The sequence below is a fragment of the Roseiarcus sp. genome, assembly GCF_049514155.1.
Lineage (GTDB): Bacteria > Pseudomonadota > Alphaproteobacteria > Rhizobiales > Beijerinckiaceae > Roseiarcus.
On record NZ_JBEKVH010000019.1, the window covers coordinates 25,754 to 48,213 of the forward strand.

Below are 22,460 nucleotides of genomic sequence, written 5' to 3' on the forward strand. Positions count from 1 at the left end.
CTCTCTCCTTTCAATTTCATTCGCGACGATTGCGGCTGCGGCGCCGTCGGGTTCGCCAGCGGCGAAATACGAACGCGCGGAATGACAAGCGCCGTCTTCGCCCGAGCACGGGGATCGCCCGCCCGCCGCCTCAATGCGTCTGATGCGTCTTCGATTCACAGCCCTTGCGGGAAGGCGAGGAACGCGACGCTGCCGATGAGCAGCGCGTACAGGAACATGGCGAACGTATACGGCAGAATGTCCTGGAACCTGACTTTATAAGCCGCAAGGAACGGCAAGGCCCAGAACGGCTGGATCAGGTTCGCCAACTGGCCGCCGGTGCTGTAGGCGTTGACCACGTGGGCGACCGGAATGCTCAGTTGTTGGCCGGCTGGGATGATGTAAGGGGCTTCGATGACGAACTTCGAACCGCCTGACGGGACGAAGAAATCCATGATCGTCGTATAGATCATGATGATCCAGGCGTAGGTTCCCGCGGTCGAAATCGAGAGGAACCAGTGGGTGATGACGCTCGCCAGCCCGGAATTGCTGATGATGCCGAAGATGCCCGCATAGAGCGGAAACTGAATAATCACGCCGAACGTCGTGCCGACGCCCTGCTTCACGGACGCGGTGAAGCTCCGAGGCGATCCGTGCAGCAGCATGCCCAGACCGAAGAACGTGAAATTGATGATGTTGATGTCGATCTTGGCCACGCCGTTGAGCGCCACGAAGCGAACAACCCAAATCAAGAATCCAACGCCAATCACCGTCAGCACAATTCGGGACCGTTCCCACCGCTCGGCCGGTCGCAAGTCGCTCCGCACTTCCTCCACCGGAACGTAAGTGAACTCGTTATAGACGGCCTCGCTGATCTCGACGGCCTTCTCCTTTTTCGGCATCATGAGCGCAAGCAGAACGGGAATTGTAAGAAACTCAAAGAAAACAAGAACAAGGAGGAATGGCGACAGGGCGGTCTGGGTCAAAGGGAGCAAGCCGCCGATGGTCTTTTCGAGAAAATTGCCGGCTGTCGCCGCCAGCAGCGGCGCAGACTGCGATGGTCCGTTGGCCATGATCAGGAACATGCAGTAACCGGCGGCCGCCAGCAGAGGATAGTGGATTCCCACGCCGCGCTTGCGGATGGCGACTTCCTTGCCCATGACGACGGCGACCATCAACCCCACCGCCCAATGCAGCCAGGCGATGAACCCAACCACCAGACAGAACACGATCAACGTCGACCTGGGCGACTTCGGCAAGTCGATCAGCTTGATAAGGCCGCTCTTCACCAATTTCGAATCGGCAACCACAAATCCCGTGATCATCATGACGGTGAGCTGCATGGCGAACGTCAGCAGCAGCCAAAACCCCTTGGCGTAATCGTCAAGCAATCCAAGCGGGCTGTGGTCGGTAAACACCATGCCCATGATAAAAACAATGATGGTCAGCGCCGAAACGAAGACCATGGAATCGGGGACCCAATTCAGACTCCATTTCGTAAAACGGTCGACTATTCCCAGTTTTGGCTTTAGTGCAGGCTCGACTTCTAAACTAGCGCCAGACATTGTTTCACCCCCCACGTATTCAACTATTCACTTATGCGATCGATCCTTGGCGAGGACCGGCACATGGCGCTTGGCGCCCTCTTCCGGCTGCGCGCCGCTCGCCAGCGGCTTCCCACGAGAGTCGAGGGATGAGCTGTCTCGGCGGCCGCTCAGCGTTCCCGCCGGCGGCCGTGTTCCCCTGCCCCGAATGAGCCCCGCCTCCGCGGAATACGACGCGGTCCGCTTCGCTCCAGCAGCCCAACTCGGCGACCGACCGCTGGCCGGCGCGAGACGACGGATAGAAGAAGCACGAGACAGACTCGTCAGTACGGAGATTCTTCACGGTTTCCGGTTGGTTGCCTTAGTCACGACGACGCTGATTACGCATGCGGCGTGCCAAGGCGAATTTGCGTGTTATTGCTAACACTAAGTCGAATATTTGGTCCGCTGAATGTCGGGTCTTCCTACATTTGACGAGGCGGGCGTAGGGAATCCCTACATTTCCAATGCGCCGCATGACGGCGCCGAGCTGGTGGCCCGTCATTTGGCGGCGCGCTGGCGTCGCAAAAGCGCGATTCGACCTGTTTCCGGACCTTGGCGGTCGGAGCCGCGCGCGCGGTTATGCAGCCGCGGATTTTTTACGCCGGGTCGCGGCGGCGATGGAACAGAGTCCGCCACAGCCGCGGCAGGGCGGGGCGGTCGGCTGGCATTTGGTCGGAATGCCGCGCCGGCGCCGTTCGGCGAGCGTCTTTATTGTCTCGCGACGGGCGAACCCATCGAGCGCGAGTGCATCGCTGCTGCGCGTGTCCCGCCTATGGAAACGCCTTCCGCGCTGCGCTTCGCCGAGATCCTTACGCGCGCGCGGGCGCTACGGCGTCCCGTCACCGTTCGAAGCCGTGCTCGATTCGCCCGTAGACGTTTTCGGTGAAGAGGTAGAATTGCCCGCCGATGAACGATCCGGTCAGGGTGACGACGAGGAAGATCGTGACGATCTTCGGCACGAAAGTCAGCGTCATTTCCTGGACCTGGGTCAGCGCCTGCAACAGCGCGATCGCCACCCCGACCACCATCGCGGCGCCGATCGCCGGACCGGCGCCGACGATCACCATCCATAGCGCCGACTGGATGATGTCGAGCGCGTCGGCCTCGTTCATTGCACGGTCACGCCATTGCCGACCGTCACGCTATCGCCGTTGCTCAGCGTCGCCGTCGAGCCCGACGAGGTGACGGAGACCGAGGTGATTGTGCCCGAATCCGTCTGCGTGCTCGTGGTCGCGTCCGGGCCCGAGATCGTTTCGCCGACCCCGATCTCGGCCTGCGTCAATTGTGAGCTCGTCAGCAGCGAAGCGAGCGTGGTGTTGGTTTGCACCGCCTGACCGACCTGCGAGATCGTCGCCAACTGGCTCACCATCGCGGTCGGATCCATCGGCTGGGTCGGATCCTGGTTCTTCATCTCCGCCAGCAACATGGTGAGAAAGTCATTGTAGCTGAGAGAGTTGGTGGCCGCGGCGGCCGACGAGGAGGATGACGAACTCGCCGAAGATGTGGAGCCGGTTGTGACGGGTGAAGTGGCTGGCACGCTCATGGTCGCTCCTTTCAGGCGGCTGCCGGCGTTTCAGCCAGCTTGCCGTTCGGGTACATTTCCTTTTCCTCGAGCGGAAACAGCGCTCTTAGCGCCTTCAGCGCTTCGAAATTGCGCCCACGGTCGATTTGCCCGGCAATCACTTTCAGTCCGGCGACGATCAGCGGGTTCTCGAACGCCTGCAGGGCCGATTCCATCAGCCGCCGCGATAGCGTCGTCGCCACCGCCGTCGCGCCTGGATCCATCAGCATCACCTGGACCGCGAAATAGATCTGCCTGAGCGGCGTCGTCGCCTGATCGGCCTGCATGACGTGGTTCTCGAGCAGGAACGTAACGTCGTTGAGCAGCTCGATCGTCGCCTTGCGATCGACGCGAATGACAGCGCCGTTGATGTAGAGTTTTTCGCCGGCGCGAAGCGTGATATTCATCGCTTCCTCACTTCAGTCCGTCGCGGATGATCTCGTTGATCTCGATGATCGGCGTCAGATCCTTGGTCTGACCCGCCCGAAACCGATCGATTTCCTTGTTCATCCAGATGCCGATCGAAACAATGCCGGCGCGCAGTTGCTCCGGCAGCTCGTTTTCGGGATTCCTGAGGTCGTCGAGAAAGATCGCCCACAGCCGACGCAGATAGAAGATCGCTTCGATCGCCTCGCGCGAGTTTTCGCCCTTGTCGCGGGCGACGCGCAGCATGGCGATGACGCGATCCATCGCAGTTCGCTCTCGCGCTCGCATAACCTGGCGAGAGTCGTCGACGACTTCATTGTAGGAGAATTCATACATCGGCGTTTCCGGGTCACACGGGGAGATATTGGGCCAGGCTCATCTTCTGCAGTTGCGCAGTGAGCTGGTAGGCGGTTTCAAGCTGCGTGCTCAGTGAATTGAGCTGGACGGCGACCGCGCTGGCGTTGACGTTGTCCAGATTTCCGATCTGCGTCTGCAGGATCGTCAATTGATTCGACATCGAGGTCGTGGCGTCGGTGACGCGCGTCTGAGCCGAGCCGAGCGTCGCCTCCGTCGTCGTCAGCGAGGAGACTCCCTGATTGATCAGCGAGCTCGCCGCGGTGATGACCGCCTGCTGCGTGGTGGAGCTCAGCGATGAGCCGCCGAATTCGGCGAGCATCGCGTAGCCTTCGGCGAGCTGCTGGAAGCCGGGCTGGTTCAGGTCGGTCGAGGTCGTCGCCGACTCGCCCGGCGCGATCTGCGTCGTCACGTCGGTGCTCGAGGCCGACGACCAGTTGCTCGTCCAACTGGCGCCGCTGAACAGGTTGGCGAACGTTCCGCTGATGAAACTCTGCATCTGCGAGGAAGAGATATTCGCGGCGCTCGCCGAAGTCGGCGCGAAGCCGAACGTGGTCTGGAACGCCGCGTCGATTGCGCTCTTGGCGGCCGACGTCGTCGCCGAGAAGTAGTCCGCCATCGGCGCGACGCCGGTGTTGTCGCCGCCGAACACGTACTGACCGTTGGAGGTGACGTTGGCGCTGGCGATCAACGACTGAAGGGCGTTGGTCCCGGCGCTCTGTAGAGACGAGGCGGCGCCGGTCGCACCGGCGGTGATCGAGGTCAGCGAGGTGAGAGCGTTCTGAGCGTCGGTGCGCATCGAGTCGATCGCCGCCTGCGCCGTCTCGAGATTGGTGACGGTGAGACTGTTGGCGGTGGTGAGCGATTGCAGCAGATTGGTCTGGTTGCGCAGCGACAGCTCGTAGCCCGACTGGTCGCCGAGCTGCAGGCCGAGGTCGGCGTACTGGCCGCTGCTCGCCTCGGCTGTGAGTTGCGTCAGCTGGTTCTGCGCCTGCGCCATGCTCGAGAGCATCGCCGTGCCGAGGGAGTAGGTGGAGACGATCGAGGCCATTGGCTTTACACAGCGTTGAGCAGCGAGGTGAACATCGCGCTGACGGTCGTCAGCAGCTTGGCCGTCGTCGTGTACGAGTTCTCGATGGTCAGCATGTTGGTCATTTCGGTGTCGAGATTGACGCCGGTCGCGTTCGACGACGCCGTCGTCGCCTGGCTGACCAGGGAATTCTGATAGTCGAGCTGATTGCTGGCCGCCTGGTTCTGGCCCTGCAGCCAGCTCACCGAGGAATTGGCATAGTCGCTGAGGCTCGACGACGTTCCGAGCCCGGCCGCCGCGCTGAAAGTCTGGGTCGAGGTCGTGGCGCTGATCAACTGCGCGATGCGGCCGGTGTAGCTCGCCGCGCCGGTCGTGTTATAGGTGTAGGCTGAATTGGTCGGATCGGCGATGCCGCCGTCGCGCAAGAGATTGACGTTGCCGCCCTGCGACGGATCGACGTTGGCGTTGACCTCGATCTCGGACGCCAGTCCCGTCGTCGCCGCAGTCGAGGGCACGCCGGTCGCGCCGGAAAAGGTGAACAGACCGGGCAGCGTCGGCGCGGTTCCGCCGGTCTGATCGCTCTCGGCGAAGGCGCTGATGAGGCCATTGGCGATCTGGTCGAGTTGCGCGCCGTACTCCGGCGCGACGACGTCGCGCAGATTGGCGAGCCCCGCAAGGGCGCCGGACTGGATCGCCATCGGCGACGATGACCCGGTGATCGGCACGCCGTCGACCATCACGGCATTGCCGGTCGCGCCGTCGGTGTAGGTCGCTGTCGGGGTGAAGCTGACGGTGCGCGCAGTTCCCCCCTGGAACAGGGTCACGCCGCTGTCGGTGTAGATCGAGGTCGAACCGTCGGGATTGGCGACGGTCGAGATGCCGACCTGTTGCGACAATTGGGTGAGGATGCTGTCGCGCGTATCCTCGGCGCTGGAGATGTCGGCGCCGGTCGCCGTTCCCGAAACGATCGTCGCGTTGACCGAGGTAAATTGCGTGAGCAGCGAATTGACGGTGTTGACCGCCGATGTCATGCCGGAATCGGCCGTCTCGCGCACGCTCTGCACCGCCGCAGCGCCGGAGTTGAGCGATTGGGTGAGATCGCTGGCGGCGGTCACCACGCCCTGCGCCGCCGACGTGCTGGAGGGCGAGGCGTCGTAGGTTTCGAGCGCGCTCTGCAGGTTGGCGAGCATCGCCGACGGCGAATTGCCGTTGGCGGCGGCGCCGGACGACGAGGTCACCGAGGAACTGTCGCTCACCGTTTGCGCCAGCGTCGACAGACCGTCCGACAACGCCTGTTGGTAGGCGGCCTGCGACGTCGACGTATTCACCTGCTCGAGCAGCGCGGCGTTGGCCTCGCGGCCGACCGAGGCGACCTGAACCCCGCCGCCGGAGGTGGTGATGAGGTTGGCGATCTCGCGCGCATAGTTCTTCGTTCCGGCGTTCGAGATGTTGCTCGAGATGACCGCCGATTGCCCCGCGTTCGCCACGAAGGCGGAGTTGATGATGTTGAGGGCGGCCGACAAACTCATGGCGAAACCTCGAAGGCCGGCGAACCGCTACGCCTTCAGATTGTTCAGGATGTCGAGCAAGTTGGCGCCCGTCTGGAAGACCTTGGAGTTCGCCTGGTAGGCGCTCTGGGCCTGGATCATGTCGGTAAGCTCGGTGGCGAGGTCGACGGTCGAGTCCTCGAGCGACGAGGACGCGATCGTACCGAGCCCGCCGGTGCCGGCGACGCCGACCCTGACCGTGCCGGAGTTTTGGTTGGCCTGGTAGGCGTTGCCGTTGACCGCGGTCAGATTGTCCTCGCTGGCGACGGTCGCCAACGGAATCTCGTAGCCAGGGCTCGACACGCCGTTGCTGTATTCGAAGTCGAGCGTGCCGTCGGAGCTGATGGTGACGCCGGTCAGCGAACTCGGCGCATTGCCGTTGGCGGTGGAGGCGTTGACGGCGAAACTCGACGCCAACTGCGTCGTCTGGCCGAGATTGAGGCTCATGCTCTGGCCGTTGGGAACCGTGAAGGTGACCGGAGAACCGCTGGTCAACACGCCGCTGGTATTGAAGTTCAGCGTCTGGGTGGCGAGCTCCGCCGAGTAGGGGAAGCCGCCTGTCGTGGCGGACGCGTCGGCGGCGTCGAAGATGTCGGCCTGCCAAGTGTAGCCAGCCGCACTCGAGCCGGTCTTGGTGAAGTAGACGTTAAGCGTGTGCGCGGCGCCAAGGTTGTCGTAGACGACCAGCGAAGTTTCCTCGGTGTAGGTCGAAGCGGCCGTGTTCGTCGCGGGCAACGTGCCGGTGTCGACCGCGGCGGTCGAGGGAAGGTTGACCGCCAAGGTTCCGGTTGTGGTCGGCGTCGCCGCCTCGCCCGAGGTGATGGTGTTGACCTTGACCATGCCGGCCAAGGAATTGGTGGTGCCGGACGCCGCGCCGCTCTGGACGTTGTAGCCCATCAGGTAATAGCCGGCCGAATTGACTAGGTTGCCGTCGGCGTCGGGCACGAACGAGCCGTTGCGGGTCAAGTAGAGGGCGCCGCTCGCGTCGGAGACGACGAAATACCCGTCGCCCTTGATCGCGAGGTCGGTGGTGGTCGAGGTGCCGACCACCGAGCCCTGCAGCGAATTGAGCGACCGCAGCGTCGCGGTGACGCCGCCGCCCGCGGAGGACGCGGCGCCGACCTGGTCGACGACCGTGGCGAATTCCGTCTCGGCGTTCTTGTAGCCGGTGGTGTTGGCGTTGGCCACGTTCTGGGAAATGTTCGACAGCCAGGACGTATCGCCCAGCATGCCGGACACGGCGGTGCCCATCAGACTCATCGGTCGCTCTCCTCGCGGCTCTACAACATCACTAAACGATTGGACCCTTGCGCGAAGCTGATTGCCGCCTTTCAGCTCACGGAACGGACCAAGCTGCCGACCAGCAGATTCCAGCCGTCGACCAGCACGAAGAACAGAATCTTGACCGGCAGCGAGATCACCGAGGGCGGAAGCATCATCATGCCCATCGACATGGTCAGCGCCGCGACGATCATGTCGATGACCAGGAACGGCAGGACGATCAGGAAGCCGATCTCAAAGCCGCGCCTGAGCTCGGAGATCATGAAGGCGGGGATCAGGATGCGCAGGTCGACCTTCGACCGGTCCGTGACCTCGAAACTGCCGCGCGAGAGATCCTCGAACAGCGCGATGTCCTTCTCCCGCACCTGGGAGAGCATGAACTGGCGGAACGGCTCGGTGATCGCCCCGAAGGCCTGCTCCTGCGAGATGGTGTTGTCCATCAGCGGCTGCAGCCCATCGCGCCAGGCCTTGTCGAAGGTCGGCGCCATGACGAAGAAGGTCATGAACAGCGACAGGCTGATCAGAACCAGATTGGCCGGCGCGCTCTGCAGCCCGAGGCCGGTGCGCAGGAACGACAGCGCCACGGTGAAGCGGGTGAAGCTGGTCACCATGATCAGCAGCCCCGGCGCGACCGAAAGCACGGTCAGCACCGCGGCCATCTGGATGATGCGCGCGGTCGCGGTCGCGCCGCCATTGGGCACCAGCTGCCCGAGATCGACCGTCTGGGCGGCGGCGGCGCCGGCGGTCAGGGTCAGCGCGAGCGCCGCTAGGGCGAAACGCCTCATTGCACCACCAGCGTTCGGATGACGAGCTCGCTGACCTTGCCGCCGGAGCGGATCGCCGCGCGCTCGTTGAGATCCTGGCGGATGTTCTCCAGCCCGATCGGCCCTTCGACCTGCGACAGCGCGACGGTGTGCAGGTAGGCGAGCTCGTCGCCGGCGATGTCTTCGGCCAGCGTCTCGGGGTGCTGGACCGCCTTGGCGTCGAAGACGATCGAGGCTTCGAGGCGGATCCAGGTGTCCTTCGGCGAGCCGAGGTTGGTGACGATCGGCGGCATTTCGAACAGCCCCGACGCGGCGGGGACCACGCCGCCGGGCGTCGGCTCGGTTTTGGGCGCGAGTTCCGGCGCCGGCGGCGGCGGGACGGCGAACAGCGCCCCCATCGCGCCCGCCATCGCCGTCACCACCAGCGTGGCGAGGACCGTCTGCAGCAGCGACGGCGCGCCGGATGCGACGCGCGGCGGCGGCGGCGGCGTTTCGCCGGGCGTCAGGTCGGGGAGTTCGGGTTCGACGGCCATAGCGCTGTCTTCAGTAGGGTTTGATGGAGTCCCAAATCTGCTGACCCCAGTTCGGCTGCTGCACGTCGTTCAGACGGCCGCGGCCGCCGTAAGAGATGCGCGCTTCCGCGATGTGGTCGTAAGAGACGGTGTTGGCGCGGGAAATGTCGGTCGGACGCACGATGCCGGCGACCGCGAGCTGACGCAGTTCGTAATTGACCCGCACCTCTTGCGAGCCGCTGATGACCAGGTTGCCGTTGGGCAGCACCTCGGTGACCACCGCCGCCACCGAGACCTGGATCTGCTCCTGGCGATCGATGTTGCCCTGGCCCTGGGTCGACGAGGTCGACGTGCCGCCGAGCAAGGAAGTCCCGGGCTGCGAACTGCCGCCGCCGGAGCCGCTGCTGGCGTGCGAGAAGCTCCAGGTGTTGGTGAAGTTTTCTGAAGAGGCCAACGATCGGTCGGTCGCGTTGTCGAACTGCGCCTTGTCGTTGATCGAGATGATCACGGTGACGATGTCGCCGACCCGCGACACCGTCTGGTCGGTATAGAGATTGGCGATCGGCCGCGCGATCTGGCCGGTCGGCGTCGGATCGATTCCATCGCCGATGCGGCCGGCGGCTAGGCCGCTGCCGATCGGCGACATGCTCGGCTCGCGCATGAACTCGCTCGGATTGATGGCGCCGCAGCCGGCCAGGGTCGCCGCCAACCCGACGACCAACAACGCTTTTCGCTCCATGAACGCCATCACGATTTCTTTTCGGGCGCCGCGACGGCGAGGATCAGGCTGGTCAGCCTGGCCGCTCGCGCCGCGTCCATTTGGTCGAGGATGGAACTCGCCGCGTTGACTTTGAGCTTGTGCAGGATCGACACCGCAATCGGCTCGTCCATGGTCGCCAGCTGCGCCGCGGCGGCCTCCGGATCCATCTTGCCGTAGATCGCGACGACGTCGTCGCTCGCCGAATTCAGCAGCGCGTCGCGCTTGCTCACCCAGTCGCGGGTCTCCGCCTCCGCCTTCTCCAATTCGGCGACGCGCTGCTTGATTTGCGCGTCGAGTTCGTTGAGGCGGCGCGTCTCCCAGGCGATGCGCGCTTCGGCGGCGATCGGCGCGACATTGGCGCAATAGCGCGAAACGCCGGCCTCGGCGCTCTTGTCGGGCTGGGGCGCGGCCGGCTTCGGTTTGCCGTCGTTCTGCGCCGCCGCGGAGCCTGCAAGCAGGCCGACGAGAACAATCGCGCCGACGGCGGCGCGGCGGGAAACGGCGAAGACCATGGCGCGGAGTCGCTACCGGATCGAGAATGGCGAAAGTCTGCCCGCCGCGCCTTGCGCCGGGCTGACCCGCTCTACTGCACGACGAGGTCGGCCTGCAGCGCGCCGGCGGTCTTGATCGCCTGCAGGATGGCGATGATGCCGCTCGGCTTGACGCCGATTCGATTGAGGCCGTTGACCAGCGTCCTGAGGCTGGAGCCGCCGACGATCGCCACCTGCCCGCCTTCCTGTTCGACGTCGATCGCCGTGCGCGGTTGCTCGACGGTCTTGCCTTGCGAGAACGGCGCCGGCTGCGACGTGGTCGGGGTCTCGTTGATCCTGACCGACAGCGTGCCGTGCGTGACCGCCACCGTCGAAATCTGCACGTCCTGGCCGATGACCACGGTGCCGGTGCGCGAATCGATGACCACGCGCGCGACGGTGTCCGGCTCGACCGGCAGTTCGCCGATCTCCGCCATGTAGCGGGTGACGCTGATCTCCGGCGGCCGAAACAATTCGACGGTCCGGTTGGTCGCCTCGAACGCCGAACGGCGGCGGAAGCGGCGCTGCGAATAGGCGTTGACGGCGTCGACGATGCGCACCGCCGTCGTGTAATCGGGGTTCTTCAATTCGAGAGTCATGCGCAGTTCGTCGGGCGGCGGCGGCACGGCCCGCTGGATGATCGCACCATTGGGAATCTGGCCGGCGGTCGGAACGCCCTGCGACAGAGTCTGCGCCTGACCGGCGACGTCGAAGCCGGTGACGGAGACGGCGCCCTGCGCGTCGGCGTAGACGAAGCCGTCGCTCGCCGAGAGCTGGGTCAGCAGCAGCGTGCCACCCATCAGCGAGCTCGAGTCGCCGAGCGCGGAGACGGTGACGTCGAGGCGCGAGCCGACGTCCATGCCGGCGGGCAGGTCGGCGGTGACGATCACCGCGGCGACGTTACGGTTGGCGAGCTGGCTGCCGCGAACGTTGATGCCCATGCGGTCGAGCATCGCGCTGAGCGCCTGCTGGGTGAACGGCGCGCTGCGCAGCGAGTCGCCGGTTCCCGCCAGGCCGATCACCAGACCGTAGCCGATCAGCTGGCTGTCGCGCGCGCCGCGCAAGGCGGTGATGTCCTTGATGCGGACGGCGGCCGCGGCCGGGCCGACCAGCGCGCAGACCAGGAGGGCGATGAGGAGACGCCGCATCACCCGCCGCTCACCCGCACCGCGCCGTCCGGCTGGACGACGCCCGTAACCGTGACGCCGCTGTCGTCGTTGCGCACCTTGACCGAATCGCCCGCCGCGCCGTCCTGCAGCGCCATTCCGTCGGCGGAGATCGACAAGCCGCCGTCGATATAGACCAGATTGACCTGGCCGCCGTTGACGACCAGACGCGGAACGTCGATCCCGGCGAGCGGAATCGCCGTCCCCGGCAGCAGCGTGCGGCGCGCCATCTTGCCGATCACGGCCGCGCGCGTCTCGGCGAACGGCCCGACTCCGCGCGCAGTGTCGGCCGGCAGATCGGACAGCATGTCGCTTTGAATGATGTCGCCGGGATAAATGACGATGCGTGGCGTCGGCGGCGCCAGATCCTGCGTCCCGAGGTCCTGCGCCGCTGCGGCGAGACTCGCCGTCAGCCACAGCCCGGCGACGAACACAACGGCGGCGCCCTCGACGCGCATCAGATTTCTCCTCAGCTCCGCAGGTTAGAGATGGTGCCCGACATCTGGTCGGCGGCCTGAATGACCTTCGAATTCATCTCGTAGGCGCGCTGGGCGGAGATCAGGTTGGTGATCTCCGTCACCGGGTCGACGTTCGAAGCTTCGAGATAACCCTGCTGGATGACGCCGTAGGCGGTGTCGCCGGGCACGCCGACGGTCGGCGCGCCCGAGGCGAAGGTCTGCTGGAAGTAGTTTCCGCCAAGCGCTTGCAGTCCGGCCGCGTTGACGAAATTGGCGATGGTGAGCTGGCCGAGCTGCTGCGGATTCGTCTGGCCGGCGATCGTCGCGGAGACCATGCCGCTCTGGCTGACGGAGACGCTGGTCGCGGTCGGCGGAATGGTGATCGTCGGCGTGACCAGGTAGCCGTCGGTCGTGACCAACTGACCCTGGGCGTTGGTGTTGAAGGCGCCGTCGCGGGTGTAGACGGTGTCGCCGTTCGGGTCCGTCACCTGAAACCAGCCGAGGCCGTTGATCGCCAGGTCGAGGGTGTTGCCGGTGTTGGTCAGCGCGCCCTGGATCTGCAGCGAGCGGATCGCCGCGGTGCGCACGCCGAGGCCGACCTGCGCGCCTTCCGGCACGGTGGCGTCGCGGCCGCGGCTGCTCACCCCGGCGATCCGTTCGTTCTGGTAGATGAGGTCGGTGAACTCGGCGCGCGAGCGCTTGAAACCGGTGGTGTTGATGTTGGCGACGTTGTTGGCGATGACTTCGAGATTCTGTTCCTGGGCGTTCATGCCCGTCGCTGCGATCGAAAGCGCTCTCATGCTTCGATTTCCCTCTTCGACCTAAACCGACTCAGATCGCCATCCGCGAGACTTCCTGATAGGCGGAGACCGCCTTGTCGCGGATCGCCAACATCGACTGGAGCGTGCGCTGCGCGCCCATGATCGAATCGACGACCTTGTAGGGCTCCATCCCGCCCTGAAGGCCTTGGATCGCCGCCGCTTCGCCGGCCTGCACCGACGCGACCGAGTCGGTGAAAGCCTTGCCGATCGCGTCGACGAAACTGGTCCCCGCGGTCGCCGATGTCGCGCTGGTGGCGCCGATGTCGAGACTCTTGCCAACTGCGCCGACCGCCGAAATTCCGTCAATCGCCATCGTCTTCGCGCCTGCCGATCCCGGTCATGCCGGGGGCCGCGGCGCCTCCCTGGTTCGCGTCGACGACCGCGGCGACGGCGAAAGACGCCGCGTCCGGTCCGGTGCTCTCCGTCATTCCGCTTCGACCTCCCTGCGGCGCGCCGATCGGCGCGCTCAGGCGTCCTTGAGCAGGCTGACGGTCTGGCCGAGCAGCTCGGCCGATTGTTTGGCGACCTGAAGATTCGCCTCGTAGGTTCGGTTCGCCTCGCGCATGTCGGCGAGTTCGGTCAGCACGTCGACATTGGGCATCTTGACGAAGCCCCCCGCGTCGGCGGCCGGATTGCCGGGATCGTGCTCGACCCTGAAGGGGGTGTCGTCCTGACCGATCGTCTTGATCTTGACCAGCGGCACGCCGAGCGAGCGATCGAGGACGCTGTCGAACGAGATCGTCTGGCGGGTGTAGGGGTCGGCGCCGGGCGTATCGCCAGTCGACTGCGCGTTGGCGATGTTCTCGGAGATCACGCGCAGCCGCATCGACTGGGCCTCGAGGCCCGAGCCGGCGATGCGCAGGGTCGCTTGCAGTGGATCAGGCATCGTCGCTCACTTCAAAGCCGACATGATCATTTGGTGGATGACGCGCTTGATATTGGTCGCCATCGTGTAATCGCGGTTGACCTCGCCGAGCTTCATCATTTCATTTTCGACGTCGACCGAATTGCCGGAGAGCGTCGACTCCGGCGCGTCGGGCTCGACCACCCGGGCCTCGGCGAATCCGTCGCCGCCCGGCGCCAGATGCGCCGGATTGGTCGAGACCATCGACACCTGGGCGCTGTCGAGGACCGCCGAGAACGGCTGCAGGTCCGTCGCCTGGAAGCCGGGCGTGTTGGCGTTGGCGATGTTGGCGGCGATCAACTCGTCGCGCGCCGACAGCCACTGCGTCCGCTGCGCGGCGAGCTGGAGCACATAGGGTTGGGACACGCGTTGACGTCCGTTCAGTCAGAGACGTCCGAGGATTACGCCGCCGGCCTTGCTCCAAGCTTGCGCGGCGGCGCCCGCGCCGCCGCCACCGCGCCGCGCAACCGTTCGTCCTTGATCGCGTCGTCGAGGTCGTCCTCGCCGTCGACCAGCACTTCGACCACCTCGACTCCCGCCCGTTTGCGGCCGATCGTCAGCTTGAAGAACGCCGAGACCGCCGCGTAGTGAAACTCCATGTCGAGTCGCACCACCGGCGTCGTATCCCATTGCACGTCGCACCCGGCCGACAGGGCGTAGCGCAGCGCGCCGCCGCGAAAGAACAGTTCGCCCGACGAGTTGACGAGATCGGCGATGTTCGCCGCTTGCTCGCCGCGGATCATCACGATCAGTTCCGACGGGTCGGTCAGGCGCAATTCGGTGGCGACATCGACCATCGCCGCGGCGATGATCTGGTCGCGCCGCCGACCGCCGGCTTCGGTCAGTTCGCGCATGGATTCACCCGTTTCTCACGATCGGCCACGAGCTTCTCTTTTCCTGGATCAGGTGAACGATTTCCGCCACTGCGCGGTAGAACTCGGGCGGGATCGCCTGGTCGACCGAAACCGCGTCGTAGAGCGCGCGCGCCAGCGGCCGGTCCTCGACGATCGGCACCGCGTGCTGTTCGGCGATCTCGCGAATCTTCAGCGCGATCAGGTCGACGCCTTTGGCCAGCACGATCGGCGCGCCGCCCTCGGCGCGCACGTAGCGCATCGCCACTGCGTAGTGGGTCGGATTCGCGACCACCATCGTCGCGCGCGGCACCGCGGCCAGCATGCGCTTGCGCGAGCGGTCGAGCCTGAGCGACCGCAGGCGCGCCTTCATCAGCCGATCGCCTTCGGTCTGTTTCAGCTCCTCCTTGAGCTCGTGCCGGCTCATGCGCTGGTCGCGCCGCCAATGGATGCGCGCCCACGCAAGATCCGCCGAGGCGACGACCAGCGTCGCCACCAGCACCGCGGCGACCACGTCGAGACACAGCTTGAGCGCCCGTTGCGGCAGATCGGCGATGTCGTCGAACATCGAGGTCGTCAACAACAGGCGCTGGCCGCTGAGAATGAGCGTGACGAGGACGCCGACGGCGGAAACCTTCAGCAGGCTCTTGAAGAACTCGGTCCAGCCGCGCAACCCGAAGATGCGCACGAAGCCGGCGGCCGGCGAGATGCGCGACAAGTCGGGCATGATCCGGTCCGGCACGAAGCGCGGCGGGTTCTGCGCCGCCGAGGCGATCAAGCCGGCGATCATCAGCACCGTGACCACCGGAATGACGAACTCGACCGCGGCGACGCCGACGATTCCGGCAAGCGCCAGGACATCGTTGGACCGTTCGAGCCGCCAGCCGCTGGCGTCGTCGAGGAAGCGCATCAGCGCGCCGACGAACGCCTCGGTGCGCGGCGGCACGATGAAGACCAGAGCGATCAGAATCGCCGCCAGCGAGGCGAGAATCGGCACTTCGCGCGAGACCGGCACGTCGCCGCGCTCGACCGCGTCGTGAATCTTCTTTTCGGTCGCGTCTTCGGTTTTGCTGTCGGTGTCGCGTTCTTCGGCCATCGCCGCCCCTCCCGGCTACGCCGCCTCGGCGCCGTCGGGCGGAGGGATCTCGATTTCGTTGCGCTGAGCCATCTTCAGCACGAGGTCGGTGATCTGCTTGCGCGCCTTGGCGATGTCGCGCGGCGAGGCGAGCATCGGCGTCGCCAGCTCGCTCTCGACCAGGCGTTTCGAGCGCGAAGCCATCGCCGACAGCACCGTATCGCGGAACTCGGCATCGGCGCCGCGCAGCGCCATGACCACCGTCTCGGTCTGCAGTTTGTCGAACAGCACCGCGCGGGCCCGCTGCGACAGGCGCGGCAGGTCGTCGAAGGAGAACAGCATCTTCATCACCATGCGCGCCTCCTTGGGGCGCGCGGCGACCAGCGACTGCACGACGTCGCGCGCGTCGAGCGGTTCGAGGTTGTTGATGATGTCGGCGATGCGGGTGTGGTTGTCGAGCCCGGCGCCGCGCGCGGTTAGATTGGCGAGATCCTTGCGCACCCCGTCTTCGACGATGAGCTGAATGTCCTCGGAGAGGACCGGCCTGACGATCATCGCCACCAGCACCTCGTTGCGCGCCTCGCGCGGCATGCGCGCGACGACCTGCGCCGCCAGCGGCGGGGTGAGTTTCGACAGGATGTAGGTGGCGACCAGCGGATGCTCGTTGGCGAGATAGCCCTGCAGCACCGCCTCCGGCACGCCGCCGAGCGCGTTCCAGACGCCGAGATCTCCGGGCATCGAGACGTCGGAAAGGATATCGGCGACCTCTTCCGGCGGCGCCACGTCGGCGAGCATGTCGCGAGCCTTGCCGACGTCGCCCATCAGGCTGGCGCCGGCCGAGAAGGCGGCGGTGAATTCCTCGACCAGCGTCTCCAGTTCGCCAGGCGGAATCGCGCCGAGACGCGCGGCTGCGCGCGTCACCTCGCGCAGCTCGTTGGGCTCGAGATGCTTGAGCAAGCGCGTGGCGGGCGGCTTGCCCATCGCCAGCAGGATCGCCGCGGCCCTTTGCGGCCCGGCGAGCTGGCGCGGATCGCGGCTCAGTCCGCCATTGGTCGTCGCGTCCATCTCGGCTCGGCCTTCAGGTGGCGCGATCGTCGCGCGACGACGCGACGATTTCGGTCAGAGACACTCCGTAACGGGCGGTTTCCTCGTCGACCACCACCACTTCGCCGCGCGCGATCGTCCGGCCGTTGACGACGATATTGACGGGATCGCCGACCTTCTGATCGAGCGAGACGACGGCGCCGCGGCCGAGCTTCATCAAGCTGGAGACCGGCATCGTCGTGCCGCCGAGCACGACCTGCACGGTTACGGGAATCGACAGGATGGCGTCGTAGCGCGGCGGGCTCGCCGGCCCCGGAGCGGCAGGCGCGGCGACGGGCGCGGGCGCGGCCTCGGACTCGGCGCCGGGCTCGGGCAGGTCGCTGAGAGGTTCGAACGTGTCGTCCATGGCCCTATGACTCTTTCTTCGGTCGTCTTACGGCGGCAGCCGACGTCGGCGGGTTAATTAGCGAGCGCGGATTCGATGGAATTGTCCTCGAGTTCGACCGCCGCTTCGATCTCCAACGAGTAGCGGCCGTCGCCCTGCCCGAGCTTGCACCAGAACATTTCGCGCCCCTCGCATTCCAAGCGGACCCGCCCCATGCCGGACCCGTGCAGCGTCAACACTTGGCCGACCGAGAGGGCGGCGATGTCGCCCAGCGACATCGGCAATTCGTCGAGCACCGCGGAAACGGCGACGCGGGCGCGGACGACGCCGCGCTCGAGCTGCCGCGCCCACCGGGGGTCGCCGCCGCCCGCTTCCGCGCCGGGCTCCGTGGCGAGTTGCTTGCGCAGCGGCGCCAACGCCGCCTGCTGCGCCAGGACGGCGAGCGCGAGCGGGCCGAGCCGCGTCGCCAGCGTCAACCGCGCTTCGACCGTCGGGCCGTCGCGCCGGCCGAGCCCGTAAACGTCGGCAAGCTTCTCCAGGCGATCGAGGCGCAGCTCGAGGCTGCCGAAGCCGTCGAACGCCGCCTCCAGCGCGCCTGCAAAGCGCCGGGCGAGTTCGGCGACGAGATGGAACTCGATCGTCGTCGCCGACCGCGGCGGCCGTTCGCCAACGGACACGCTCTCGTCGCCGAAGACGGTCGCGATCAGCGACTCGGCGATCTTGGGATCGAAGATCAGCATCAGCTTGGCGTCGAGCGCGCCGCTGTGCAGAACCGCGGCAAGCTGGCCCTCGCACTCGCCGAGCGCCGTGAACGCGGTCTCAGGGCGGATGGCGTCGAGCGTCGGCGCCGTCTCGAGCTTCAAAAGACTGCCGGCCGCGGCGGGAATGTTGAGCGCGAACTGTTCGAAGGCGAAGGCGAGGCCGGGCAGCCGCTCGATCGCCTGACCGGCCGAATCGGGCTGCGCGCCCTGCAGCCAGGGCGCGCTCGCCGCCGAGCTTTCGCGTTCCGCGCGGGGCATGGGCTAGGCCGCCTCCTTGATCACGGCTTCCGGCGCCGGCGCCGGGCCGGCGATCGTCTCGTTCTCGACCGTGTCGATGGTCGGCCGCTCCTTGGACGGAATCGTCTTGCGGCCGAACTCGACCGCCACCTGCGGCATCGCCCCGTTCATGAAGGCGAGCAGGCTCTGTTTGACCAGGCTGAACAGGCGAAGCTGCTTCTGCCGCACCTCCTTGATCTTGAGCGCGATCGGCAGGACGACGCCGTAGGACAGCAGGATGCCCGAGAAAGTGCCGACCAGCGCCGCGCCGATCAGGCCGCCAAGGATTTCCGGCGACGAATCGAGCGAACCCATCGCGTGGACGACGCCCAGCACCGCGGCGACGATGCCGAGCGCCGGCAGGCTGTCGGCGATGTTCTGCAGCGCGTGGACCGGCTTGTAGCGGTCGTGAGCAAGGGTTTCGAGCTCCTCGTCCATCAGCGCCTCGATCTCGTGGGTCTTGGCGTTGCCGATGATGATCAACCGGCCGTAGTCGCAGATGAAGGTCAGCAGGTCCTTGTTGGCGAGCAGGCGCGGGAAGCCCATGAACACCTGCGACTGGCTGGGGTTGTCGAAATGCGGCTCGACCTCGGCGCGCGACTTGCCGCGCAGCTCGCGCATCAGCGCATGCAGCGCGCTCAGGACGTCGAGAAAGTCGCGCGGCTTCGGCACCTTGTCGAGGATCGCCTCGAGGATCGCCTTGCCGCTGTCCTTGATGGTCGCCATCGGGTTGGCGACGATGAAGATGCCGAGCGCCGCGCCGCAGATGATCACGAACTCGTAAGGCTGGAACAGCACTTCGAGGTGACCGCCGAGCGCGGCGTAACCGCCGAGAACGCTGCCGATGCAGACGATCAGGCCGATGAAGAAATTCAAGCCGCGCTCCTTCCGCCCTTAAGCGCCGACCGTGCGACGCCAAACTTACGCCAGGCTGTTTCGCCGAGGTCAGCCCCATGCAAGCCGGCGGACCGATTGTCGCGCCAGGGCCGGCCCTCCAGCGGCGCGGCGGCGGCGGGTTGGGTCATGCAGAACGGTCTCTACGTTTCGCTGTCGGCGCAGGTGTCGCTCGAACGACGCCTGGAGACGATCGCCAACAACGTCGCCAACATGAACACGGTCGGCTTTCGCGGCGAGGGCGTCCGTTTCTCCACCGAGCTCGCCAAGGCCGGCGACAGCTCGATTTCCTATGTCTCGCCGGGAACCTCCTTCATTTCGCGCCAGACCGGCGCGGCGGTGAAGACCGACAATCCCTTCGACGTCGCCATTCAGGGCGACGGCTGGATGGCGATCAAAACCCAATCCGGGATCGCTTACACGCGCGACGGCCGGATGCGCATGTCGGAGAGCGGGGCGCTCGAGACCCTGATCGGCAACCCGGTGCTCGACGCCGGCGGCGCGCCGATCGTCCTCAACCCCGTCGGCTCGACGCCGACCATCGGCGGCGACGGGATGATCTCGCAAGATGGCAAGCAGATCGGCGCGATCGGTCTGTTCTCGATCGACGACCAGGCCAACCTCGTCCGCGCCGAGAACTCCGGCGTCATCCCCGACAAGCCGGCGACGCCGGTCCTCGATTTCACCCAGAACGGCGTGGCGCAGGGCTACGTCGAGGGCGCGAACGTCAATCCGATCGAGGAAATGACCAAGCTGATCTCCGTGACCCGCAATTTCGACGGCGTCAATTCGGAGGTGGCGCAGACCGAAACCTCGATGGAAGACGCCATCAAGTCTCTTGCGAGCTAGGACCTGCTCGATGCGCGCGAGCGGCGATGACCAGGGACGCGGCGAATGATCGGAGACGGCGATGCCTCCGCGCCGCCGCTGACGGCGCTCGACCGGATGGAGCGCGGGCTCGCCGCCGCCGCCAAGACCATGCCCCTGACCTCCGTCTGCGGCGCGGTGACCGAAATCGCCATGTCTCACTACCGGGTCGCGGGCCTGTCGCGCTTCCTGCGCTTGGGCGAATGCGTGCGGGTCGACGTCGGCGATCGCTTCCAACTTGGCGAGGTGGTGCGGATCGACGATCAGACCGTGACCCTCAAGCCGTTCGACGCGCGCTGCGACGCGGCGATCGGCGCGCGCGCCTATCGCGCCGAGGCGCTGTCGCTCGCGCCCTGCCCGGCGTGGAAGGGCCGGGCGATCGACGCGCTCGGCCAGCCGATCGACGGCGCCGGCCCGTTGCCGGTCGGCGACCGCGTGATGCCGCTCGACAGCGAACCGCCGCCGGCGCTCAGGCGCACGCGGCTGCGCAAGCCGATCAAGTCGGGCATTCGCGTTGTCGACTTCTTCACGCCCCTGTGCGCCGGACAGCGCATCGGCGTCTTCGCCGGGTCGGGCGTCGGCAAGTCGACGATGTTGGCGATGCTCGCCCGGGCGCCGGATTTCGACACCGTGGTGATCGCGCTGGTCGGCGAACGCGGCCGTGAGGTGCGCGAATTCCTCGATGACGCGCTCGCCGGCAATCGCCAGACGGCGATCGCGGTCGTCTCGACCGGCGACGAGAGCCCGATGATGCGCCGCCTCGCGCCGCGCACGGCGATGGCGGTCGCCGAATATTTCCGCGACCGCGGCGAACAGGTGCTGCTGATCGTCGATTCGGTCACCCGCTTCGCCCACGCCGCCCGCGACGTCGCGCTGGCGGCGGGCGAGCCGGCGGTGGCCCGCGGCTACGCCCCGAGCGTGTTTTCCGACCTGCCGCGCCTGCTCGAGCGGGCCGGCCCCGGTCTCGAGGACTCGGGTTCGATCACCGGCATTTTTTCGGTGCTGGTCGACGGCGACGACCACAACGACCCCGTCGCCGACAGCATCCGCGGCACGCTTGACGGCCATATCGTGCTCGACCGGGCGATCGCCGACCAGGGCCGCTTCCCCGCCGTCGACATCCTCGCTTCGGTTTCGCGCATCCCCAACCCCACCTGGTCGCCGGAGCAGCGCAAGCTGGTGACGCGGCTGCGCGCGCTCATCGCCCGCTACGAGGAGACCCGCGATCTCAGGCTGATGGGCGGCTTCACTCCCGGCGCCGACCCGCTGCTCGACCAGGCGGTCAAGTCGGTGCCGCGCATCTACGAGGCGATGAGCCAGACGCTCGCCTCGCCGCCCTGCGAGGACCCCTTCATCGAACTCGCCGCCGCCTTGCGCGGCGAAGCCAAGGACGAAAGCGCCGAGCCGCTCGACGGCTGAGCGCGGCAAAAACGAAAGCGTGCGCATGAAACTCAGCGGACTGTTGGTTCCCCGCTTCGCCGCCAAGGCCCTCGCGGCGCGTTCGCCCGTCGATATCGCGCTGTTCGGCGTCGGCGTGACGACCGCCACGGCCTCGGTCGTCTTCGCGACCGTGATGTTCACGCGCGCCGGCGACGCGCCGATGGTCAACGGCTTGCAGTATCTGGGGGTCTTCGGCCAGCCGCACGGCCACGTCGCCATTGTCGCCACGGTCGGACCCGCGCCCGCGCGCGCCGCCGCTCCGGTCCCCGCCGCGAGCAAGGTCGCCGACTCGAGGACCGCCACGCAAGGGCGCGCCGATTCGCATCAATCGATCGACATGTCGCCGACCGGCTCGATTGTCCGCAGCGGCGACGACGCGACCCCGGACCTCGACCCCTACCGCCTCGTCGCGGTCGAACCGGGCATGGCGTGGCTGCGCAACAGCGTCGAGACGCGGGTGATCAAGACCGGCGACGTCGCCCCGGGGCTCGGGCGCGTCGCCGCGATCGTCGAGCGCCAGGGACGCTGGACGCTGCTCGACGATTCCGGCGCGGTCCTGCTCGTCGCCGACCCCTCCGGCGCCGCCGGCGCTGCGGTCAACCCGTTCTCGCGCCGGATGATCTTCGGCGGCGACTGAGCCTGCGCCGCGCGCCGTTCGACGCCGTCCGCCGCGGCCGACAAGTCCGTTACGCGGGCAGGCGATTTCAAGCGCTTGGGCGCCATTTTGCGCGCGAAAGCGCGGGCGCCGGCGCGACGGCCGCCCGCGCGCCCGCCCGACTTCCTCGACCGCTCCGCGGCGACGATCGACCGCGACCCGCGCCCGCGAAAGCGAAACGAAGCGAAGCCAAACGAAGCCGCGGCGAAACGATGCGAAGCCTAAACGAAACGGCCGGCTTCGTTTCGGCCCGCGTAAGTCATTGATCTGTGTACGCAAGCGAAACTGCCCGCTTCGCCGCCTCCCGTCTTTTCAATGCGTTGAACCCGCTTCGCACCGTGAGAACGCCCCCGCGCCGCCGGCGCGACCGCTCTGGGCGCGACAAACTATGATACCGACCATTCCGATTTTCTGGAAGAAATTGTCGCGGCGACCGCATGCGCGAATCTACGCGCTTTGCGCCATTGTCATCCCCGCAAGCTGGGTGACGCACGACACGCAAGGCGTTTCCGACGATCGCACGGACAAATTCT

At 66.4% G+C, this 22,460-nt stretch carries 28 protein-coding genes; 3 read left to right on the forward strand and 25 right to left on the reverse strand.

The features are described from left to right. Positions 1-155: 155 nt before the first annotated feature. The 25 genes from ABSF49_RS04555 to motA form a co-directional block, all read right to left on the reverse strand. Complete coding sequence (locus ABSF49_RS04555) at positions 156-1,544, reverse strand: short-chain fatty acid transporter (protein WP_424111446.1); 1,389 nt, start codon at positions 1,542-1,544, stop codon at positions 156-158. An 860-nt stretch (positions 1,545-2,404) separates the two neighbouring features. Continuing rightward, positions 2,405-2,677 (reverse strand): flagellar biosynthesis protein FliQ, encoded by a 273-nt coding sequence (fliQ, locus tag ABSF49_RS04560; RefSeq protein WP_424111447.1) that lies wholly within the window; start codon positions 2,675-2,677, stop codon positions 2,405-2,407. Beyond that, entirely contained in the window at positions 2,674-3,108 is a 435-nt protein-coding gene (flgD, locus tag ABSF49_RS04565) for a flagellar hook assembly protein FlgD (RefSeq protein ID WP_424111448.1), read from the reverse strand. The genes fliQ and flgD overlap by 4 nt, the downstream gene beginning before the upstream one ends. Before the next feature lie 11 nt (positions 3,109-3,119). Beyond that, complete coding sequence (gene flbT, locus ABSF49_RS04570) at positions 3,120-3,533, reverse strand: flagellar biosynthesis repressor FlbT (protein WP_424111449.1); 414 nt, start codon at positions 3,531-3,533, stop codon at positions 3,120-3,122. A gap of 7 nt (positions 3,534-3,540) precedes the next feature. Then, positions 3,541-3,888 (reverse strand): flagellar biosynthesis regulator FlaF, encoded by a 348-nt coding sequence (gene flaF / locus ABSF49_RS04575; protein WP_424111450.1) that lies wholly within the window; start codon positions 3,886-3,888, stop codon positions 3,541-3,543. Between the two features lie 13 nt (positions 3,889-3,901). Further along, positions 3,902-4,957, reverse strand: coding sequence for a flagellar hook-associated family protein (locus tag ABSF49_RS04580; protein ID WP_424111451.1), 1,056 nt, complete (start codon positions 4,955-4,957; stop codon positions 3,902-3,904). A gap of 5 nt (positions 4,958-4,962) precedes the next feature. Beyond that, positions 4,963-6,465, reverse strand: coding sequence for a flagellar hook-associated protein FlgK (flgK, locus tag ABSF49_RS04585; RefSeq protein ID WP_424111452.1), 1,503 nt, complete (start codon positions 6,463-6,465; stop codon positions 4,963-4,965). Between the two features lie 27 nt (positions 6,466-6,492). After that, positions 6,493-7,743 carry a flagellar hook protein FlgE gene (locus ABSF49_RS04590; RefSeq protein WP_424111453.1) on the reverse strand — a complete coding sequence of 417 codons (1,251 nt, stop codon included), beginning with the start codon at positions 7,741-7,743 and terminating at the stop codon, positions 6,493-6,495. 71 nt (positions 7,744-7,814) lie between these two features. After that, complete coding sequence (gene fliP, locus ABSF49_RS04595) at positions 7,815-8,549, reverse strand: flagellar type III secretion system pore protein FliP (protein ID WP_424111454.1); 735 nt, start codon at positions 8,547-8,549, stop codon at positions 7,815-7,817. Continuing rightward, positions 8,546-9,061 carry a flagellar basal body-associated FliL family protein gene (locus ABSF49_RS04600; RefSeq protein WP_424111455.1) on the reverse strand — a complete coding sequence of 172 codons (516 nt, stop codon included), beginning with the start codon at positions 9,059-9,061 and terminating at the stop codon, positions 8,546-8,548. The genes fliP and ABSF49_RS04600 overlap by 4 nt, the downstream gene beginning before the upstream one ends. Positions 9,062-9,071: 10 nt before the next feature. Beyond that, on the reverse strand, positions 9,072-9,788 hold the full coding sequence (locus ABSF49_RS04605) for a flagellar basal body L-ring protein FlgH (protein ID WP_424111456.1): 717 nt from the start codon (positions 9,786-9,788) through the stop codon (positions 9,072-9,074). Continuing rightward, complete coding sequence (locus tag ABSF49_RS04610; protein WP_424111457.1) at positions 9,788-10,312, reverse strand: MotE family protein; 525 nt, start codon at positions 10,310-10,312, stop codon at positions 9,788-9,790. The genes ABSF49_RS04605 and ABSF49_RS04610 overlap by 1 nt, the downstream gene beginning before the upstream one ends. 71 nt (positions 10,313-10,383) lie before the next feature. Next, a complete protein-coding gene (gene flgI / locus ABSF49_RS04615; protein WP_424111458.1) occupies positions 10,384-11,478 on the reverse strand; it encodes a flagellar basal body P-ring protein FlgI in 1,095 nt (364 codons plus the stop codon). Beyond that, complete coding sequence (flgA, locus tag ABSF49_RS04620; protein ID WP_424111459.1) at positions 11,478-11,954, reverse strand: flagellar basal body P-ring formation chaperone FlgA; 477 nt, start codon at positions 11,952-11,954, stop codon at positions 11,478-11,480. The genes flgI and flgA overlap by 1 nt, the downstream gene beginning before the upstream one ends. An 11-nt stretch (positions 11,955-11,965) precedes the next feature. Then, positions 11,966-12,754: a flagellar basal-body rod protein FlgG gene (gene flgG, locus ABSF49_RS04625; RefSeq protein ID WP_424111460.1), complete on the reverse strand. Its 789-nt coding sequence runs from the start codon at positions 12,752-12,754 to the stop codon at positions 11,966-11,968. A 31-nt stretch (positions 12,755-12,785) separates the two neighbouring features. After that, positions 12,786-13,088 (reverse strand): flagellar hook-basal body complex protein FliE, encoded by a 303-nt coding sequence (fliE, locus tag ABSF49_RS04630; RefSeq protein ID WP_424111461.1) that lies wholly within the window; start codon positions 13,086-13,088, stop codon positions 12,786-12,788. Next, positions 13,078-13,203 carry a hypothetical protein gene (locus ABSF49_RS04635; protein ID WP_424111462.1) on the reverse strand — a complete coding sequence of 42 codons (126 nt, stop codon included), beginning with the start codon at positions 13,201-13,203 and terminating at the stop codon, positions 13,078-13,080. The genes fliE and ABSF49_RS04635 overlap by 11 nt, the downstream gene beginning before the upstream one ends. 38 nt (positions 13,204-13,241) lie before the next feature. Next, complete coding sequence (gene flgC, locus ABSF49_RS04640) at positions 13,242-13,661, reverse strand: flagellar basal body rod protein FlgC (RefSeq protein WP_424111463.1); 420 nt, start codon at positions 13,659-13,661, stop codon at positions 13,242-13,244. 6 nt (positions 13,662-13,667) lie between these two features. Then, positions 13,668-14,045 (reverse strand): flagellar basal body rod protein FlgB, encoded by a 378-nt coding sequence (gene flgB / locus ABSF49_RS04645; protein WP_424111464.1) that lies wholly within the window; start codon positions 14,043-14,045, stop codon positions 13,668-13,670. A gap of 35 nt (positions 14,046-14,080) precedes the next feature. After that, positions 14,081-14,533: a BspJ family T4SS effector nucleomodulin gene (locus tag ABSF49_RS04650; protein ID WP_424111465.1), complete on the reverse strand. Its 453-nt coding sequence runs from the start codon at positions 14,531-14,533 to the stop codon at positions 14,081-14,083. A 4-nt stretch (positions 14,534-14,537) separates the two neighbouring features. Further along, the gene (locus ABSF49_RS04655) at positions 14,538-15,626 is read right to left on the reverse strand and encodes an EscU/YscU/HrcU family type III secretion system export apparatus switch protein (protein ID WP_424111466.1); all 1,089 of its coding nucleotides are present in this window, start codon (positions 15,624-15,626) and stop codon (positions 14,538-14,540) included. A gap of 15 nt (positions 15,627-15,641) precedes the next feature. Continuing rightward, on the reverse strand, positions 15,642-16,670 hold the full coding sequence (locus ABSF49_RS04660) for a FliG C-terminal domain-containing protein (RefSeq protein ID WP_424111467.1): 1,029 nt from the start codon (positions 16,668-16,670) through the stop codon (positions 15,642-15,644). A 13-nt stretch (positions 16,671-16,683) separates the two neighbouring features. Then, entirely contained in the window at positions 16,684-17,055 is a 372-nt protein-coding gene (gene fliN / locus ABSF49_RS04665; RefSeq protein WP_424111468.1) for a flagellar motor switch protein FliN, read from the reverse strand. Between the two features lie 53 nt (positions 17,056-17,108). Continuing rightward, positions 17,109-18,053, reverse strand: a complete 945-nt coding sequence (locus tag ABSF49_RS04670) for a FliM/FliN family flagellar motor switch protein (protein ID WP_424111469.1) — start codon at positions 18,051-18,053, stop codon at positions 17,109-17,111. A 3-nt stretch (positions 18,054-18,056) separates the two neighbouring features. After that, positions 18,057-18,947: a flagellar motor stator protein MotA gene (gene motA, locus ABSF49_RS04675; RefSeq protein WP_424111470.1), complete on the reverse strand. Its 891-nt coding sequence runs from the start codon at positions 18,945-18,947 to the stop codon at positions 18,057-18,059. A 147-nt stretch (positions 18,948-19,094) separates the two neighbouring features. Between motA and flgF the strand changes: the two genes are divergently transcribed. The 3 genes from flgF to ABSF49_RS04690 all read left to right on the forward strand — a co-directional run bounded on the left by flgF (position 19,095) and on the right by ABSF49_RS04690 (position 21,909). After that, complete coding sequence (flgF, locus tag ABSF49_RS04680) at positions 19,095-19,814, forward strand: flagellar basal-body rod protein FlgF (protein WP_424111471.1); 720 nt, start codon at positions 19,095-19,097, stop codon at positions 19,812-19,814. Between the two features lie 78 nt (positions 19,815-19,892). Next, entirely contained in the window at positions 19,893-21,251 is a 1,359-nt protein-coding gene (gene fliI / locus ABSF49_RS04685; RefSeq protein ID WP_424111473.1) for a flagellar protein export ATPase FliI, read from the forward strand. Positions 21,252-21,276: 25 nt separating this feature from the next. After that, a complete protein-coding gene (locus ABSF49_RS04690; protein ID WP_424111472.1) occupies positions 21,277-21,909 on the forward strand; it encodes a hypothetical protein in 633 nt (210 codons plus the stop codon). Positions 21,910-22,460: the final 551 nt, after the last annotated feature.